15 protein-coding genes are annotated in these 17,296 nt (G+C 71.6%); 7 read left to right on the top strand and 8 right to left on the bottom strand.

The features are described 5' to 3' along the window. Positions 1-69 precede the first annotated feature (69 nt). Positions 70-1,734 (bottom strand): energy-dependent translational throttle protein EttA, encoded by a 1,665-nt coding sequence (gene ettA / locus ABZ801_RS27360; protein ID WP_360702894.1) that lies wholly within the window; start codon positions 1,732-1,734, stop codon positions 70-72. Between the two features lie 1,476 nt (positions 1,735-3,210). Beyond that, the gene (locus tag ABZ801_RS27355) at positions 3,211-3,672 is read right to left on the bottom strand and encodes a MerR family transcriptional regulator (protein WP_360702891.1); all 462 of its coding nucleotides are present in this window, start codon (positions 3,670-3,672) and stop codon (positions 3,211-3,213) included. A 1,122-nt stretch (positions 3,673-4,794) separates the two neighbouring features. Here ABZ801_RS27355 and ABZ801_RS27350 point away from each other — a divergent pair. From ABZ801_RS27350 to ABZ801_RS27335, 4 genes are all read left to right on the top strand, one after another. Further along, positions 4,795-5,367 carry a sigma-70 family RNA polymerase sigma factor gene (locus ABZ801_RS27350; protein ID WP_360702888.1) on the top strand — a complete coding sequence of 191 codons (573 nt, stop codon included), beginning with the start codon at positions 4,795-4,797 and terminating at the stop codon, positions 5,365-5,367. Beyond that, positions 5,364-6,074, top strand: coding sequence for a hypothetical protein (locus tag ABZ801_RS27345; protein WP_344952684.1), 711 nt, complete (start codon positions 5,364-5,366; stop codon positions 6,072-6,074). Before ABZ801_RS27350 ends, ABZ801_RS27345 begins: the two co-directional genes overlap by 4 nt. A 76-nt stretch (positions 6,075-6,150) precedes the next feature. Then, the gene (locus ABZ801_RS27340) at positions 6,151-6,591 is read left to right on the top strand and encodes a thioesterase family protein (protein WP_360702885.1); all 441 of its coding nucleotides are present in this window, start codon (positions 6,151-6,153) and stop codon (positions 6,589-6,591) included. Between the two features lie 58 nt (positions 6,592-6,649). Further along, complete coding sequence (locus ABZ801_RS27335) at positions 6,650-6,871, top strand: hypothetical protein (protein WP_344952680.1); 222 nt, start codon at positions 6,650-6,652, stop codon at positions 6,869-6,871. Between the two features lie 13 nt (positions 6,872-6,884). Here the strand turns inward: ABZ801_RS27335 and ABZ801_RS27330 are convergent, their stop codons facing one another. Further along, on the bottom strand, positions 6,885-7,496 hold the full coding sequence (locus ABZ801_RS27330; protein WP_360702882.1) for a hypothetical protein: 612 nt from the start codon (positions 7,494-7,496) through the stop codon (positions 6,885-6,887). A gap of 201 nt (positions 7,497-7,697) precedes the next feature. On the opposite strand from ABZ801_RS27330, the gene ABZ801_RS27325 reads away from it, so the two are divergent. After that, positions 7,698-9,140, top strand: a complete 1,443-nt coding sequence (locus ABZ801_RS27325; protein ID WP_360702878.1) for a S28 family serine protease — start codon at positions 7,698-7,700, stop codon at positions 9,138-9,140. Positions 9,141-9,237: 97 nt separating this feature from the next. Here the strand turns inward: ABZ801_RS27325 and ABZ801_RS27320 are convergent, their stop codons facing one another. From ABZ801_RS27320 to ABZ801_RS27310, 3 genes are all read right to left on the bottom strand, one after another. Beyond that, a complete protein-coding gene (locus ABZ801_RS27320; protein WP_344952674.1) occupies positions 9,238-9,618 on the bottom strand; it encodes a globin in 381 nt (126 codons plus the stop codon). An 82-nt stretch (positions 9,619-9,700) separates the two neighbouring features. Further along, positions 9,701-10,678, bottom strand: a complete 978-nt coding sequence (locus ABZ801_RS27315; RefSeq protein ID WP_344952672.1) for a mechanosensitive ion channel family protein — start codon at positions 10,676-10,678, stop codon at positions 9,701-9,703. A 370-nt stretch (positions 10,679-11,048) separates the two neighbouring features. Continuing rightward, positions 11,049-11,456: a hypothetical protein gene (locus ABZ801_RS27310; RefSeq protein ID WP_344952670.1), complete on the bottom strand. Its 408-nt coding sequence runs from the start codon at positions 11,454-11,456 to the stop codon at positions 11,049-11,051. A gap of 464 nt (positions 11,457-11,920) precedes the next feature. Here ABZ801_RS27310 and ABZ801_RS27305 point away from each other — a divergent pair, with 464 nt between their 5' ends. Both ABZ801_RS27305 and ABZ801_RS27300 read left to right on the top strand, forming a co-directional pair. Further along, positions 11,921-13,507 carry a helix-turn-helix transcriptional regulator gene (locus ABZ801_RS27305; protein ID WP_360702874.1) on the top strand — a complete coding sequence of 529 codons (1,587 nt, stop codon included), beginning with the start codon at positions 11,921-11,923 and terminating at the stop codon, positions 13,505-13,507. A 139-nt stretch (positions 13,508-13,646) separates the two neighbouring features. Beyond that, positions 13,647-14,222: a GNAT family N-acetyltransferase gene (locus ABZ801_RS27300; RefSeq protein ID WP_360702871.1), complete on the top strand. Its 576-nt coding sequence runs from the start codon at positions 13,647-13,649 to the stop codon at positions 14,220-14,222. A gap of 30 nt (positions 14,223-14,252) precedes the next feature. On the opposite strand, the gene ABZ801_RS27295 is transcribed toward ABZ801_RS27300, so the two are convergent. Beyond that, entirely contained in the window at positions 14,253-15,095 is an 843-nt protein-coding gene (locus tag ABZ801_RS27295) for a methyltransferase domain-containing protein (protein WP_360702868.1), read from the bottom strand. 74 nt (positions 15,096-15,169) lie between these two features. After that, entirely contained in the window at positions 15,170-17,275 is a 2,106-nt protein-coding gene (locus ABZ801_RS27290; protein WP_360702865.1) for a prolyl oligopeptidase family serine peptidase, read from the bottom strand. Between the last annotated feature and the right edge of the window lie 21 nt (positions 17,276-17,296).

Below are 17,296 nucleotides of genomic sequence, written 5' to 3'. Positions count from 1 at the left end.
GGGGCGATGACGGGGGGCGGCACAAATGTGCCCCGTCCGCCGCCTGGCGGACGGGGCACATCCGGCCGATCAGTCGCGGGTGAGCTTGCGGTGGGTGACGCGGTGCGGGCGGGCCGCCTCGGCGCCCAGGCGCTCGATCTTGTTCTTCTCGTAGTCGGCGAAGTTGCCCTCGAACCAGAACCAGCTCGAACCCTCTTCCCAGGCCAGGATGTGGGTCGCGATCCGGTCCAGGAACCACCGGTCGTGCGAGGTGATCACGGCGCAGCCGGGGAACTCCAGCAGCGCGTTCTCCAGCGAGCTGAGCGTCTCGGTGTCCAGGTCGTTGGTCGGCTCGTCCAGCAGCAGCACGTTGCCGCCGATCTTGAGGGTGAGCGCCAGGTTCAGCCGGTTGCGCTCACCGCCCGACAGCACGCCCGCGGGCTTCTGCTGGTCCGGGCCCTTGAAGCCGAACGCCGCCACGTACGCCCGCGAGGGCATCTCCACCTGGCCGACCTTGATGTGGTCGAGGCCGTCGGAGACCACCTGCCAGACGGTCTTGTTCGGGTCGATGCCGCCGCGGCTCTGGTCCACGTACGACACCTCGACCGTCTCGCCGACCCGCAGGGCGCCGGAGTCGGGCTGCTCCTCGCCGACGATCATCCGGAACAGCGTGGTCTTGCCGACGCCGTTCGGGCCGATCACACCGACGATGCCGTTGGGCGGCAGGTTGAACGACAGGTTCTCCATGAGCAGCCGGTCGCCGAACCCCTTGGTCAGGCCGTCCGCGACGATCACGGTGTTGCCCAGGCGCGGGCCCGGCGGAATCTGGATCTCCTCGAAGTCCAGCTTGCGGGTCTTGGACGCCTCGGCGGCCATCTCCTCGTACCGCTGCAGACGGGCCTTGCTCTTGGCCTGGCGCGCCTTGGGGTTGGAGCGGACCCACTCCAGTTCTTCCTGCAGGCGCTTCTTGCGCTTGGCGTCCTTGTTGCCCTCGACCTTGAGGCGCTCGGCCTTCTTCTCCAGGTAGGTCGAGTAGTTGCCCTCGTAGGGGTAGCAGCGGCCGCGGTCGAGCTCGAGGATCCAGGTGGCCACGTTGTCGAGGAAGTACCGGTCGTGGGTGACGGCCATGACCGTCCCCTCGTACTTCTCCAGGTACCCCTCCAGCCACTGCACGCTCTCGGCGTCGAGGTGGTTGGTGGGCTCGTCCAGCAGCAGGAGGTCGGGGGCCTCCAGCAGCAGCTTGCACAGCGCGACGCGGCGGCGCTCACCACCCGACAGCTTGGTCACGTCGGCGTCCGGCGGCGGGCAGCGCAGCGCGTCCATGGCCTGCTCGAGCTGGCTGTCCAGGTCCCAGGCGTTGCGATGGTCGAGCTGCTCCTGCAGCTTGCCCATCTCCTCCATCAGCTCGTCGGAGTAGTCCGTCGCCATCTTCTCGGCGATCTCGTTGAACCGGTCGAGCATCGCCTTGGTCTCGGCCACGCCCTCCTCGACGTTGCCGAGGACGGTCTTCGCCTCGTTCAGCGGCGGCTCCTGCTGCAGCATCCCGACCGTGTACCCGGGCATCAGCCGCGCCTCGCCGTTGGACGGCTGTTCCAGACCGGCCATCATCCGCAGCAGCGTGGACTTGCCGGTCCCGTTCGGCCCCAGCACGCCGATCTTGGCGCCGGGCAGGAAGTGCAGGGTGACGTCGTCCAGGACGACCTTGTCGCCATGTGCCTTACGCACACGCTGCATCGTGTAGATGTACTCGGCCATATCGTCAAGCCTAGGGGGTTCCGCACACCGTTCGTTGCAGCGTCAGCAGGCTTCCAGCCCCCATCCCCACCAGCAGAACCACAACCCGCTGATCCCCCCACCCCCAAAACCCCAAACGGCAACTCCAACCCCCACCAGAAAAGCCCCCCCGCCCCGACGCCACAGGCCGCGTCGAGCCACGCCCCGATGCGGCACGCCCCGATGCGGCACGCCCCGATGCGGCACGCCACGGTGTCGCCTGAAGCGCCGAGAAACCGACCGACACGGCCCCGCACGGCGCGCCCAGACAGCCCAACCGGGCCGGGTGCGGCGGACGGTGGCGGCGGCCGCCTGCGGGACGTTGCGGCAGCGGGTGAGTTCCTAGGCGCGGCCTGACAGGAGCGAACCGACGCGGCCCTGGGCGATCCGCCTCGCCACGGCGTGACCACCCCCGACAGGGCCAGGCGCAAGACGAGCCGCCACAGCACGGCTCGGCCTGACGCGACGTGATCCGAGCGACGCGCGCGGGCCGATGCAACACCACTCAAACCCAAGCGGCCCGTGCGGCGCGGCCGACCCGACGCCCGATGCGGCCCCTCGCGGCCTGACTCGACACGACAAGGCGCGACCTGCCCGAACCCCCGATGCTGCCGACGCGCCCCGGCCCGACGTAACCCAAGGTGGCGCGGGCCCCCTCGGCGCCACGACGCGGCGCGGTCCGGCGCGGCGCGGCGCGAGCAGGTTTCATGTGGCTCGGCTCGATGGTGGAGCAGGCATGGCGCGGTATGGCCGGTATCAACGACCAGGTGGCTTAGTTGTCGCGCGCGGCCATATCTGCGACACGTGATCACCGTTGCCACCGCGCCACGCAGAATCCTGACCCGCCGCCGGCGCACAGGACTGGGCGCCGCAGGTCTGGATGAACGTTGGCGGGGGCGCCGCCGGCCGCGCGGGTGATCACGGTCACGCAGCGGACTCGACCTCAGTACGCCTGCCCGGCCCTGCCGCCCCATCACCTCGGACTGCATGGCGCGGGGACGCAACAGCGCCTCACAGCAGCACACCGCGCGCAAGGGCGCATCGGCTGGTCGGCTGCCAGGTCGTCGAAGTCGCCGGCGTGCGTGAGGCTCCGGAGGACGTGTTCCACACGGGGATCGAGTGCCGGCACGGCGCCCAGAATCGGTTCCAGGGCGGCGCTCAGGCCCGCCGGGTCGGCCGGCCGATCGGCGGTGAGGCCGAGACCACCGCTGTCGAGGAGCCGCCGGGTGGCGACCTCGTCCAGCCGTTCCACCGCCGGCGCCGCGCGCGGGGCGGTACGCCAGGCATCGACGAACACCGCCACATAGGGGCCTGAGGCTGCGCAGGTGTGGCTCATCTGCGGTGGGACGATCACACCCGGGGCAGGGGACGCGGTGATCGCTGCTGGCGGATCGCTCGGCGTGGAGGTCGTTGCATAGGGGGCCGTGCGTCCTCTAGCGCGGCTCTGCAGGTCGACCGTCAGTGGGTGATGATCGTGGCGCTACACACGCTGTCTGTCGCACCGGTGTCCGAACTCTGTCCGGGCGCAGGGGGGATACGGGCCGCGATCCGCCGGCGAGCGTGCTCGCATTCGGCGAAGCTGTGCGGGCAGGCGAGCGCATGCTCGACCAGCTCTTTGGCCGCACGTGCCCGGGAGATGCGCCGTTCGAGCTCTTCGACATGGCGGCGCAGCAGGTCACGATGGTCCATCGGGCTGGGGGAGGACAGCAGCGTACGAAGCTCTTCCAGCGTGAAACCGGCCTCCTTGCCCATCAGGATCAGCGCCACGCGCTCCAGGTCCGCCCGCTCGTAGGTGCGCTGACCGCCCGCACGCCGCGCGGGTGCCAGCAGGCCCCTGCTCTCCCAGTACCGCAGTACGTGCGTCGGGAGACCGAAGCGTTCGGCCAGCTCGCCGATGGCCAGCTCCTCGCTCGACTTCATCCGTACATTAAGCGGCACGGTGGCGGCGTGATCAAGTCGTCGATCGCCGTCACTCCTGTGATCGACTCCTGCGTGCTGATGGAGTTGGACGGTACGTCGGTTTTCGAATGGTGGTTGCGCCGGGGGAGCCCCCTGGAGTTGGGGCGAGGGCGGTTGCCGTGCTCGCCGTCATCAACCTGGTCTGGAGTCTGTGGGGGTTGTGCGCTCTGTCGGTCACGGGCACTGGCGGTACGCGGCCGCTGCTGGCATGGCTTGTCGCGGTGCGCTGGGGTTCTTGCGTGCTGGGTGCCTGAGTTGGGGGGGCAGACCGCCGGGGTCTCCATGTGGGGCGGGCTCTGGTGTGGCTTAACAGTGCCTGTGTGTTTGCGGGGCGGCCGCTTGGCGGCGAGATGGCCGACATCCGGGTTGGGGTGGGTGCTTGGCCGAGTGGCCGCCGGTGGGCTTGGCTCTGCTGCCGGTCAAGGGGGGTGGTTGGGCTTGCGTCTGGTGGTGGAGGCGAGGCAGGTCGTCGCTGGGACGCGGAGGTGGGCGGCTGCCAGGGGCTGTTGGCGGGGGGAGGGCCGGACGTTGGGGGGAGCCGTGTTGGGGGGCGGTGGGCATGGGGTGACGGGGTGGTGGGTCGGTTCTGATTATTGTTTTCGGGGGGCGGGGGAACGGGATAGCGGTCAGGGGTGCTTGGTCATTTGGGGGCGGCCTAGTGATCATTTTTCTTATTGACCGGGTGGTCAGAAAGTGAATTTGATTCGGGGGGTATTGGTGGGAACTGGCGGTTGGTGGTCAGTGGTTGTGGGGTCTGACTGGTTGTTGGGGGAGTGTCGGGTTTGTAGGGGATGGTGGCGGCGAATTTCGGTCACGTTTTGAGGAACGTGGCAGGTGGCGGGGATGATTTGGGGGTGATGTCAACTTTTGCTGGCTCCGGTGGCAGTCATATGCGTAACACTGATGAGGTGGAAATGGCCGTCCACGGTCTCAAGCCACCCCCCGGAGCCGAGGAGAGCCCGTGCATGGATTTCTGACATCGCCCGCCGTCCCCCTCGGCGGGTGTCCGCGGTACGTCTGGACGGGCGGCCGGGTGGCCGTCTGGAGGGAGCCGAAGGGAAGCGTCGTCGTCGGGGCGGCGCGGTGACGCGGGAGGGGAAGGAGCCTCCCGACCAAGCGGGGCGCGAGACCCTGGGGTCGTACGCGGAGTTCTACCGGTACTGGATGCCGAGGCTGACCGGGTATCTGCGGGCCCAGACGTCCGACTCGCGGTGGGTGGAGGACGTGGCGCAGGAGAGCATGCTGGCCGCGCGCGCCCGCTGGGGCGAGCTGATGACCTACGACAAGCCCGGCGCCTGGCTGTTCCGGGTCGCGACGATCATGTTGCGGCGGTGGCAGGCGCGGGCGCGGGAGCAGTGCACCTCGCTCGACGACATGGTGACGCGCGGTGCCGCGCCGGTCGCCGTGGACGGGGGCGAGGGCGCCGAGGAACGGGTCGACCTGATGAACGCGGTGCGGGCGCTGCCCCGGCGGCAGCGGGAGGCGGTCGCCCTGCACTGCCTGCTGGAGTTTCCGCTGGCGGAGGTGGCGCAGATCCTCGGTATCAGCGAGGGGGCGGCCAAGACCCACGTCCACCGGGCCCGGCGGAGGCTCGCGGAACTGCTGCGCCCGGCGGCCGGGCCCGCCGCGGCGCCGCACGCGGAGGGGATGACGTGAGAGAGCAGGAGCATCTTGACCGGCTGCTGGCCGACGCGGCGTCCGCGATCGCGGCGATGCCCGAGGCCGAGTTCGCCGTCGGCCTGCGGGAGCTGGAGGAGGCCTACCGCAGGCGCCACCGCGACGACCTGGCCAGGGCGCGGTACGCGGCGTTCCTCGACTCCCTGGAGCTGGAGCGGGCGGCGTACGAGCTGGCCGAGCGGCTCGACCGGGAGGGCGGGCTGGAGGAGGCCGCCCGGTGGTACCGGGTCGCCGCGCGCAACGACCACGCCGACGCGGCGCTGCGGCTGGGCCGGGCGCTCGACCTGCTCGCCGGCCGGTGCGCCGAGCGCGCCCCCGGCGACTCCTACAGCGCCCAGCGCGAGGAGTTCCACCTGGTCACCGAGGCCGCGCAGGCGTACGCGGAGGCGTACGCGGCCGGGCACGCCGAGGCGGCGGACCTGATCGACGAGATGCTGGCCGCGTTCACCCGGCGGCAGCGGGTGCCGGTGCGGCCGGTGGACGGGGCCGAGCCCGCCGACGGCTGCACGTACGTCCGCGACTTCACGCCCGCCACCGGCGTGCTGCGGGAGGAGGAGATCCAGGAGCTGAGCAGCCACGCCGCGCAGTGCCTGCCGTGCCTGGCGGAGTTCGTGCTGCTGGTCAAGGCGGCGGCCGCGGCGACCCCGGTGGGCAACGTGGCCGATCCGTTCGCCGTGGCGGAGTAGCCGGAGGGCGGCGTCACGGCCGTCGCGGGGCGCGGATACGATCGGCCCCGTCTGTTCGCGACTCCCGGGTGAGGACATGCAGCGCGAGAATTCCGCCGAAGCCGGCTTCCGGCATGTTTACGAATTCCACATCAGGTTCGGCGACATCGACTCGCAGGGGCATGTCAACAACGTCAAATTCCTGGGGTATCTGGAGGACGCGCGGCTGGAGATGTTCCACGGCGACCCGGTGCGCAAGGGCGAGGAGCCGGTGCGCGGAATGGTCGTCGCCCGGCACGAGATCGACTATGTGCGGCCGCTGCTGCCGTCGGTGTATCCGGTGCGCGTGGAGACGTGGATCACCGAGGCGCGGGCCGCGTCGTTCACGCTGGCCTACGAGGTGCGCGACGACGAGCACGTGTACGCGCGGGCCGTCTCGGTGATGGTGGCGTTCGACGTGGAGGCGGGCCGGCTGCGCCGTTTCACGCCCCGCGAGCGGGAGTTCATCGCCCGCTATCGCCCCGTCGACCTGGGGTAACGATCTCCCTTTACGGGTAGTAAAGCGGGAGAGAAAATCTCCCCCCAAGGTGTCGTCCATGTCCCCCTATCTCGCCGCCTGGATCTTCTGGATCCTGATGTTCTTCGCCATCGAACTGCCCGCGGTTTTCAACCGGCAGTCCGGTGACACCCTCTCCGAACTGGTCTGGGGCGTGTTCGCCGTGCGCGGCAAGCCGGTCGGATGGCAGTTGCGCCGGCTGGTGCTGGTGCTGGGCCTCGGATGGCTGGTCGCGCATTTCCTCACCGGCGGCCGCGTCTGAGCGGCGCCGGAGGCTACGGCGAATACAGCCAGGGGTCGCGCAGGTCGTAATAGGCGAGGTCGCCTTCGTAGCAGCGCATCAGCCCGTCCATCGTCTCCAGCAGATCGGGCGGCGGCTGCCGGCGTTCGCCCGCGCGGGCCGCGGCCTCGGAGGTGAAGTAGACGGCCTCGGTGGACACGCCGCCGGGGTCCACGGCCAGCAGGCCGCCGATCACGTCGGGACGGAAGGCGCGCAGGGCGTCCTCGTCCATCGCCCGCAACCGGGCGCGCAGATCCGGCAGGTCGGTGACCATGGACTGGATCACCTGGACGAATCCGGCGTCGTCCGATCCGCCGCCCAGCCACGTCTCGCTCTCGGCGCAGTGCCGGAAGGTGACCTCGCCGCCGAAGCACGCCGACGTCTCGGCCCACCACCGGTCCTGCTCGGGCCGGTCGCCGCTGCGGCGGGCGGCGTCCGGCGACGCGAACCGCACCAGGTTGACGAACGTCCCGTCGTCGGTGACCCCCGCGGTGCCGCCCAGCCAGCCCGGCGCGCCCGGGGCGAGGTCGCGCACCCAGCGCTCCAGGCTCTCCCTCAGCCGGGCGGGTTCGGTGACGCCGCTGCCCTGGACGACCTGTACGAACATCGCGCACCCCCGTCGGCGACGACCGGCCGGGCCCGGCGCCGGTCACGGCGGGCCGGTCCGATGTCCGACGGTATGCCCGTTGAGGACGCCAACAATGCGCCCGTCACGGATGCGTAACAAGCGGCGCAGGAGTCGCTTTTCGCCTGCCTTTTCCGTCTACTGTCGCCCCGCGAATTGTGGTGATCGACGGGAAGGGGAGAGATGCGGCGCTTCTCACGCGGGGCGGTGGCCCTGCTGCTGGCCGCGGGCGGCCTCACCGCCGCGGCCGGCACGGCGACGGCGGCGACGACCGGCGGGGCGACGGCTCTGGCGGCCCAGGCCCGCACGGCGACGGCCGACATCGGGGAGCGGCTGCGCGCCATCCCCGGGATGAAGGTGGAGGAGAGGGCCTCGACCCTCCCCGGCTACCGCTGGTTCTGGCTGACCTACCGGCAGCCCGTCGACCACCGGCGCCCGCACGGCCAGTGGTTCGAGCAGCGCGTCCTGCTGCAGCACAAGTCCGAGGATCGGCCGATGGTGCTCTACACCAGCGGCTACAACACGCCCGAGACGATGTTCCGGTCCGAGCCGACCGCGCTGGTGGACGGCAACCAGATCTCGCTGGAGCACCGCTACTTCACCCCGTCCCGTCCCGAGCCCGCCGACTGGAGCAAGGACACCATCTGGCAGGCCGCCACCGACGAGCACCGCCTGATCACCGCCCTCAAGAAGATCTACACGGGACGGTGGATCTCCACCGGCGGCAGCAAGGGCGGCATGACCGCCGTCTACCACAAGCGCTTCTACCCCAAGGACGTCGACGGCAGCGTCGTCTACGTGGCGCCCAACGACCACGACAACGACGACGACTCGGCCTACGACCGCTTCTTCGCCACGGTCGGCACCGACGCCCAGTGCCGGACGCACGTGAAGAACCTGGCCCGGGAGATCCTCAAGCGCCGCCCGGCGATGCTCGAGCGCTTCAAGGCCGACGCGGCGAAGAACGGCTGGACGTTCGACATCCTCCGGAGCCCGGACCGGGCGTTCGAGAACTCCGTCATGGACTACGAGTGGGGCTTCTGGCAGTACCACCTGCAGTCCGACTGCGCGAGCCTGCCCGCGCTGGACGCCTCCGACGACGCCCTCTACCAGAGCCTGGACGCCATCGCGGGCATCTCGTTCTACACCGACCAGGGCCTCGCCCCGTACGTCCCGTACTACTACCAGGCGGGCACCCAGCTCGGCTGGCCCACGCCGCAGTTCCGGCACCTGCGCCCCCTGCTGCGGTACGAGGACAGCTACCAGCCGCGCACGTACGTGCCGCGTGACATCCGCATGCGTTACGACGGCGGCCGGGCCATGCGGGACATCGACCGCTGGGTGCGCGGCAACGCCGAGCACATGATGTTCGTCTACGGGGAGAACGACCCGTGGGGTTCCAAGCCGTTCCGCCTGGGCCGCGGCAGCCGTGACTCGGCGGTGTACGTGGCGTCCGGCATGAACCACAGCGGCCGCCTCATCGACCGGCTGCCCGCCGAGCAGCGCGCCAAGGCCGTCGCCGACCTGCTGCGCTGGGCGGACGTCACCGCGCCCCAGGCCAAGATCGCGGTGAGCACGCCGTCGGACGCCACCGACCCGATGCTGGACCGGCGCCCGCCGCTGTAATCCCGGCCCCGGCCCAAAACGCGGGACCGTCCCCACCCCGGGGCGGTCCCGCCGTCTTATCCGGGACGGACGCCGCCCAGGGAGGGACGCCGTCGTCCTACTGGCCGGTGATGGGCGCGTTGACCAGGCTGTGCGCGGCCATGGTCAGGTACTTCCACAGGGTCTCGTCGAGGTGCTCGGGCAGGTCGAGTTCGTCGACGGCGTCGCGCATGTGCTTCAGCCACGCGTCGCGCTCGGCCTCGCCGATCACGAACGGGACGTGCCGCATGCGCAGCCGCGGATGCCCGCGCCGCTGGCTGTAGGTGTTCGGGCCGCCCCAGTACTGGATGAGGAACAGCCGCAGCCTCTCCTCGGCCGGGCCGAGGTCCTCCTCCGGGTAGAGGGGACGGAGCAGGGGGTCCTCCGCGACGCCCTGGTAGAAGCGGTGGACCAGGCGCCGGAAAGTCTCCTCGCCGCCGACCGCTTCGTAAAAGGTCACCTGTTGAGCAGCCATAGCGCGTCCAGCCTATTTCACGCGGCACCCTCCGGCCGCCCGATCAGCAGCCGGACCGGCCGCCCGATCAGGCGGGGGCGGCGGGGGTGGCGACGGACACGCCTGCCTCGTCGAACGCCTTCTTGACGCGTTCGCGCAGCTCACGGGCGACGTCGCCCTGCCGCCCCGGGGCGGTCTTGAGCACCACGCGGATGACCATGGCGTCGCCCGCGAGCGCCTGCACGCCCCACACCGACGGCTCCTCCAGGACGAGGTCCTCCCAGGCCGGGTCGGTGGCCAGCGCGTCGGCGGTGTTCTTGAGGATCTCGCTGACCTTCTCGGTGTTCTCGTGGATGTCGACCGGGATGTCCAGCACGGCGCGGCCCCAGTTCTGGGACTCGTTGCCGACCTTCTTGATCTCGCCGTTGGGGACGTACCACACCACCCCGTTGACGTCCCGCATCCGGGTGACCCGCAGGGTGACGGCCTCGACGGTGCCCTTGGCGCTGCCCACGTCGATCACGTCGCCGACGCCGAACTGGTCCTCCAGCAGCATGAACAGCCCGGCCAGCACGTCCTTGACGATGTTCTGCGCGCCGAAGCCCACCGCGGCGCCGATCACGGTGGCGCTGGCCAGCACCGGGGTGAGGTTCAGGCCGATCTGCCCGAGGATGCTGAACAGCGCGGTGCCCAGGATCACGATCGAGGCGATGCTGCGCAGCACCGATCCGACGGTCTTGGCGCGCTGGGCCCGCCGCTGGTTGAGCAGCACCGGCGACCCGTCGAACACCGTGCGGGTCCGCTCGCGCACCTTCTCCGACATGGTGCTCTCGGCCATCCGCAGCGTGATGCGGGTGATCATGCGGTGCGCCATCGAGCGCAGCAGCAGCGCCACCGCCAGCGTGAGGACGATCGTGAGGACCAGGTAGAGGGGCCGGTCCAGCCACGTCTTGAAGAACCGGGTGAAACCCTCGTTGTGGGAGACGCCCCATACCAGCCGGCAGGCGACGCTGGGGTCCTGGCTCTGGCACGCCTGCTCGGGCGTGCCGTCCTGAGCCCAGGGCACGGACGCGTGGAGGCTGAGCGGCATAGGTGTCGGACCCTCCCGGCCGGTTGTCGACATCGCCGCGGATCCGCGGCGTCACCACCGTGGACGCCGGGGGCCGGCACTGCGGACCCGAGGCGTCCGCGACGATCGTAAGCGACGCGGCCCGGCGTTCATACTTCGACGACCATGCCCTCACCGGCGGGTCAGCGGGCGCCGTGCCCCCGCCGGGCGCCCCGCCAGGCGCCACACCGGGCGCCTCGCCGGGCGCGTCGCGAGCGCACCGGAAGGGGCACGTGAAGATCCGTAAGAGGCTCAGGGAAGGATGTCCGGAACCTCGTGGGGTCCGCGGCCGCCGCGCCAGGTCGCGGCCCCACGAGGCCGTGCCCGGCTAGGCGTGGCGGTTGGGCCACTCCCCGGCCGGGTCCGGACCGCGACCCCGGAGGCCCTGCCCCTCCTGGCCGCGGGTCTGGGCGCAAGTTTCGTCGCCGGTTTTGGCGTGCGTTTCGCCGCGCGTCTCGTCGGTGAGCGGCTGCAGCACGCGCTCCAGCTTGACGGCGGCGCCGCAGGGGTCGTCCACCCGGTGCATGCGCTCGCCCCAGGACCACCAGTAGTAGTGGTCCGGCGACTCGGGGGCGGGGGCGCAGGTGACGTCCTCCGCCAGGCTGGCCGCCTCGGGGTTGACCACCCGCAGGAAGACCGGGCCCGAGCGGGTGCGCACCACCCGGGCGACCAGCCCGCGCGTGTCGAGTTCCTGTTCAAGCTCCCTGAGGTAGCCGACGCGTTCGTCGCTGACCACCCGGGCACCCCCTCCGTCGATCGTGCTGCGAGGACCGTCCGAACGATTCCCGTGTGCTCGAAGTGATCGAACTCTGCGGATCTGTTCTGTCGCCCGCCGTGAGAATTGCAACTCTCACGGTGGCCGGTCAAGAGGCGGCTGTCCCGCGAAGTTCTGGATTGCCCTACCTCAGGGCGAGGGACATCCCCCGGCGGAGGAAGAATCTCTACCTCCAGATCTCCCCCCACACCCCTTCCGCCCGCGTTTCCGGGAAATGGCTTGGCCTGCCCCGGTGCGGGGGTTACGCTGCGTGCGCAACAAGTGATGTCCCGTGGTCATTTCAACGCCGGTCGCCATGGCTTTGGGGCGGTCCTTACGGATCACCTGGGGCTGCGCGTGAGGAGGCGGGAAACGTGTCGGACCCCCCACGCAAGGAAACCGACATAGCGCGCAAAATCCGCGCGCGTGGTCTCGCGCACGGCCGTTTGCCCGCACAGATCGCGCGGGAAATCCACGACCAGTGCGGGCCGCTGTTCGGCACCAGCCGGATCAAGGCGCACCGGCTGTCCCACGGGGTCTCGCTGTCCGACATCGTCGCCCAGGTCAGGGCCCTGTACGAACTGGACGGCAAGGCGCCGCCCCGGCTCGGGGAGACGCTGCTGTCGGCCTATGAGAGCGGCTACAAGCGGCCCGGGCCCGAGTACCTGCACTACCTGTGCGCCGTCTACCGGGTGGAACCCGACGACCTCGGCTACCAGAGCCCCTGCATCTGCGGTCGCGGTCACGCCGTCCGCCCCGCCGTCGCCTCCGCGGACGGGTGTCCCGCTCCCGCGGCCGGGCCGGCGCCGGACGGGGAGGCCGACGCCCTCGTAGGAGCGGTCGTTCCGCGACTGGACGACCGTCATTGGATAACGGTCAACGATCCGCGGGGGCCGGACCGCGCCGACGGGCCCGCGCCCATCGATGTGGGAGAGGAGGACATCGTGCTTCGTAGAACCCTTCTGCAGCTGCTGGCCGGGGCGGGCGTGACGCTGGACGGCCAGTTCCTCGGGGCGGTGGACGGCATCCGGCGCAAGATGGACGACACCCTGGTCAACGCGACGGTCTCGCCGACGATGCTCGACCAGTGGGAGGAGACCACGCTCGCCTACGGCCGCCAGTACCAGGCCACGCCGTCGCTGCGGATGCTGTGCGACGTGCTGCTGGACTTCAGCGAGGTGCGCCGCATGTGCGACCGGCGGCAGCCGGTGGAACTGCAGGAACGGCTGTGCCGGATCGCCGCCCAGCTGTCCGGGCTGTCCGGGCTCATCATGATCAACCTGGGGGACCACCGGCTGGCGCGGTCGTTCTTCCGCACCGCCCGCACCGCCGCCGACGAGACCGGCGACCGCGCGCTGCGGGCCTGGGTGACGGTGCGCGAGTCGCTGGTGCCGATGTACTACGGCGACCCGCGCGAGGCCCTGCACCTGGCGCGCAAGGCGCAGGACCTGGCGGGACGCACGCCCAGCGTGGCGGGCGCGATGGCGCCCGCCGTGGAGGCGCGCGCCCTCGGCATGCTGGCCCTGCGCGGACGCGGCGACGCCGCCCCCAGCGCCCGCCGCGCCCTGGTGCGCGGCCGCGCCGTGTTCGACCAGCTGTCCAAGGACAGCACCGGCGACCTGGTGTTCGGCTTCACCGAGCGGCAGCTGACCTTCTACGAGGGCGACACGTTCACCAACCTGGGCGACCACAAGCACGGCGACGAGGTGCTCAGCCGCGCGCTGACCCTGTACTCGCCCAACGACCGCGTGGACCTGACCCTGGTCCGCCTCGACCGGGCCACCTGCAAGTTGCACGCGGGCCATCCGGACGCGGCGCTGCAGGAGGGGCAGGCCGCCATCATCGACCTGCCGGGCGAGCACCGCTCCGACATCCTGGTGCACCGCGCGCGCCAGCTCGGCGCCGCCGTGCGCGACAAGCACGGCGAGATTCCGCAGCTGAAGGACTTCTACGAGGCCCTGACGACGCCGTGGGTCAAGAGCCCCACCACGGGGGACGCCCCGTCGGCCGTCCCCCCGGCCGAGCAGGTGTGACCGCGCCATGGCGGTGGCACACGGAGGCACCGCCCCGACACCCGGCGCCGGCGCGCCCGGCACGGGCGTCGACGGGCAGGGGGCGACGGCGCGTATTCGAGCCGGCGAGGCATCGGGGGCCGGTTCGCCGCGGAGTCTGGTGCGGCTCCGGGGCGAACCGCCGGAATGGAGCCTCGGCCGGCTGCGGCTGCGGCGCTACCGTGGCACCGACCACGCCACGGTGCTCGCCCTGCACCGCGAAGGGCTGGCCCAGGTGGGGCTGCGGCCCGGCGACGGCGTCTACTACGACCACGACTTCTTCCGCATGGAGGAGATCTACCTGCGCGACGGCGGCGAGTTCCTCGTCGGGGAACTGGACGGGGAGACCGTCGCCATGGGCGGCCTGCGCCGCGCCGACCTGGTGCCGGACGGCCACGCGCGGGCGTCCGGCGTGGGCCTGCCGCCCACCGCCGAGCCCCGGGGCGCGGCCCAGGGCGTGGCCGAGATGGTGCGGCTGCGGGTGCGGCCGGACGTCCAGCGGTGCGGATACGGATCGGCCGTCGTCCGGGCGCTGGAGCAGCGGGCCGCCGAGTACGGCTACCGGTTGCTGCGCGCCGACACCACCGAGCTGCAGGATCCGGCGCTGCGCCTGTACCGGCGCTTCGGCTGGACGGAGACCCGGCGCGAGGTGATCGGCGGGATCGTCAACATCTACCTGGAGAAACGCCTGCGCTGAGCCGCCATGGGCCGGGACGCCCCGGCCCGGTCATCCGGTTCCCGGACCGTCCAGGCGCGCCCCGACCATCTGCATCAGCGGATAGCGGCGCTGCCTGACACCGGTGAGGCCCCGGTCGGTCAGCGCCCGCGTGATCTCCCGGTCGCCGAACATCCGCACTCCCACCAGCGCCCTGACGAGCCCGCCGCCCGTCTGGGCCAGCGGCAGGTCCGGACGGCGTGAGGTGAGGACGACCAGGCGCCCGCCCGGTTTGAGGACGCGCGTCATGGCGTCCAGGGCCGCCCACGGGTCGTCGAACAGGTACAGGGCGCCGAAGCAGCAGACGGCGTCGAAGCAGCCGTCCCGGAACGGCAGGTCGACGGCGTTGCCGCGCACGTAGCCGATGGCGGCGCGGCCGGGGGCCGGGACGGCGTGCGCGACGGCCTCCTCCAGCATGGTGCGGGACGCGTCCAGCCCCACCACCAGGCCGTCCTCGGCGACGCCGGCGGCCAGCGCGCGGGTCACGTTGCCCGGCCCGCACGCCACGTCCAGCACCGTCGCCCCGGGCCCGGCGTCGCCGGGCTGCCCGAGCCCCAGCCAGTCGCGGGCCAGGGCGTGCTCCTCGGCGGTGTCGGGGCCGAACGGCCAGCCCTTGGCGATGTTGAAGCCGACCGGCCGCCACACCCGCTCGTAGATCCGCGGCAGGAACGTCGACTGCATCACGCGCTGGGCGAGCGTCGGGGTCGGCCCGGCCTGCGGACCGAGAAGGTCGAGGTAGCCCGCGGACGGCTCGGCGGGCACGTCGGCGGGCTCCCTGAGCAGCCCCGCGATCCGTTCCAGGGGGGCCGGCCGCCGCCCGTGGGCGTCCCGGCCGTGCGCCGTCAACGAACTCATCCTCTTATTGGATCACTCGTCAACGTCTGTCGTCACCCCGGGGCCTCCCGACGCGACCCAGGGCACCGCCCGGCTCAGGCCCCGCCGTCCAGCGGCAGGCCGGTGTGGGCGGCCAGGAACGACAGGTTGTCGGTCATCAGCTCCACGGACCGGCTGACCGAGCGGGCCGCGTGCCCGACCTGCGTCTCGTTGCGCAGCACGATCGGCGCGTCGGCGAAGTCACGGGACGTGGCGTGCTGCAGCGCCGCGCACATCTTGCGGGCGTGCAGCGGGTCCACGCGGGAGTCGCCGTCGAACACCGTGAACAGCACCGCCGGGTACGCCACGCCCTCGCGCACGTGGTGGTACGGCGAGTACGACAGCAGCCACTCCAGCTCCTCGGGGACCGAGGCCGAGCCGTACTCGTCGTTCCAGGTCTCGCCCAGGCCGAACCGCTCGTACCGCACCATGTCCAGCAGCGGCGCCGAGCACACCACGGCCCGGTACAGGTCGGGACGCTGGGTGAGCGCCGCGCCCACCAGCAGCCCGCCGTTGGAGCCGCCGGAGATCGCCAGCCGGTCCGGGGCGGTCACGCCGTCGGCGATCAGGCGTTCGGCGGCGGCGTGGAAGTCGTCGAACACGTTCTGCTTGCGGTCCCGCATGCCCGCGCGGTGCCACTGCTCGCCCTCCTCCGAGCCGCCGCGCAGGTTGGCGATCGCGTACACGCCGCCCGCCTCCACCCAGGCCAGGATGCTCGCCGAGTAGGCGGGGGTGAGCGAGATGTTGAAGCCGCCGTAGCCGTAAAGGATCGTCGGCCGCGGCCGGTCGCCGCCGCCGGGACGGGCCAGCACCAGCATCCGCACCGGCGTGCCGTCGTAGGACTCGTAGGTCACCTGCCGCGCTTCGATCGGCGGGACGTCCACCGCGCCGGGCGCCGTCGCCCACGTCGTGGTCTCGCCGGTGCGGGCGTCGTAGCGCAGCACCGTCGACGGCGTGACGTTGTCGGTGTAGCCGAACCACGCCTCGTGGCCGCCGTCCGGCCGCTCCATGATGGCGCCGATCGAGCCGAGCCCGGGGGCGGGGACCCGGCCGATCCGCTCGCCGGTGGCCAGGTCGTGCACGGTGATCTCGCTGATCGCGTGGCGGGTCCAGCCCGCCAGCAGGACCGCCCGGTCGCCGAGCTCGGGCCCGTCGAGGATGGCGTAGTCGGTCAGCACCGCCTCGTCGTCCTGCGGAACCAGGTCCCGCCAGGTCCCGTACGCGGGATCGGCCGGGTCGGTGACGCACAGCCGGGACCGGGGCGCGTCGCGGTCGGTGAACACGTAGGCGCGCCCGTCGCGGCCGACGTGCAGCCAGGTCGAGGCGTCCACCCCGACCTGCACGGGCTTCAGCTCGGGCCGCTCGGCGGGGGAGGAGGCCAGGTCGGCGAGCCACAGGTCGTTGCGCGGGGCGGTGCCCTGCGACGCGGTGACGGTCAGCCACCGGCCGTCCCGGCTGAGCCCGACGCCGTAGTAGTTGGTCTTGTCCAGGCCGTCCCCGAAGATCAGCACGTCGTCGGCCTCCGGGTCGGTGCCGACGCGGTGCAGGTAGACGCGGCGGTGGTACTGGTCCTCCCCGGCGGGGACGGCGTCGGCGGGCAGGCGCCGCACGTAGTAGTACGCCTCGCCGCCGGGCAGCCAGGTCAGCGACGCGTGCCGGGTGCGGTCGATCGGGCCCTCGACGCGCTCGCCGGTCGCGACGTCGATGACGTACAGCCTGGACTCCTCGTCGCCGCCCTGCGACACCTTGTACGCCAGGCGCCGGCCCTCCTTGTCGGGGATCCAGGAGTCGAGCGTCGTGGTGCCCTCGGGGTCGATCGCCATGGGGTCGACGAGCGCGCGCTCGGTGCCGTCCGGGTCCACCGTGTAGAGGACGGGGTGCTCCTGCCCGCCGTCCCGGCGGGTGAAGAAGCGGCGTTCGCCCCGCCACACCGGGGAGCCGACGCTCCCGGCGCCCAGCAGCTCGCCGAGCCTCCGGCGCAGCCGGTCACGGCCGGGCAGCCCGTCCACGGCCTTGTGGAACAGCTCCTCCTGGGCCGCCATCCACCGTTCGGTGTCGTCGTCCCGCTCCTCCAGCCAGCGGTAGGGGTCGGCGACCCGGTGGCCGTGGAGGATGTCGACGATGTCCTGGCGCTGCGCGAACGGGTACGGCGGTCGGCTCATGGTTCGCACTGTATGCGCCCG

The organism is Actinomadura sp. NPDC047616 (assembly GCF_040642915.1).
GTDB classification, from domain to species: Bacteria; Actinomycetota; Actinomycetes; order Streptosporangiales; family Streptosporangiaceae; genus Spirillospora; species Spirillospora miaoliensis.
Note: the sequence above shows the minus strand (reverse complement) of the source record. Positions and strands in the feature narration are given on the sequence as shown.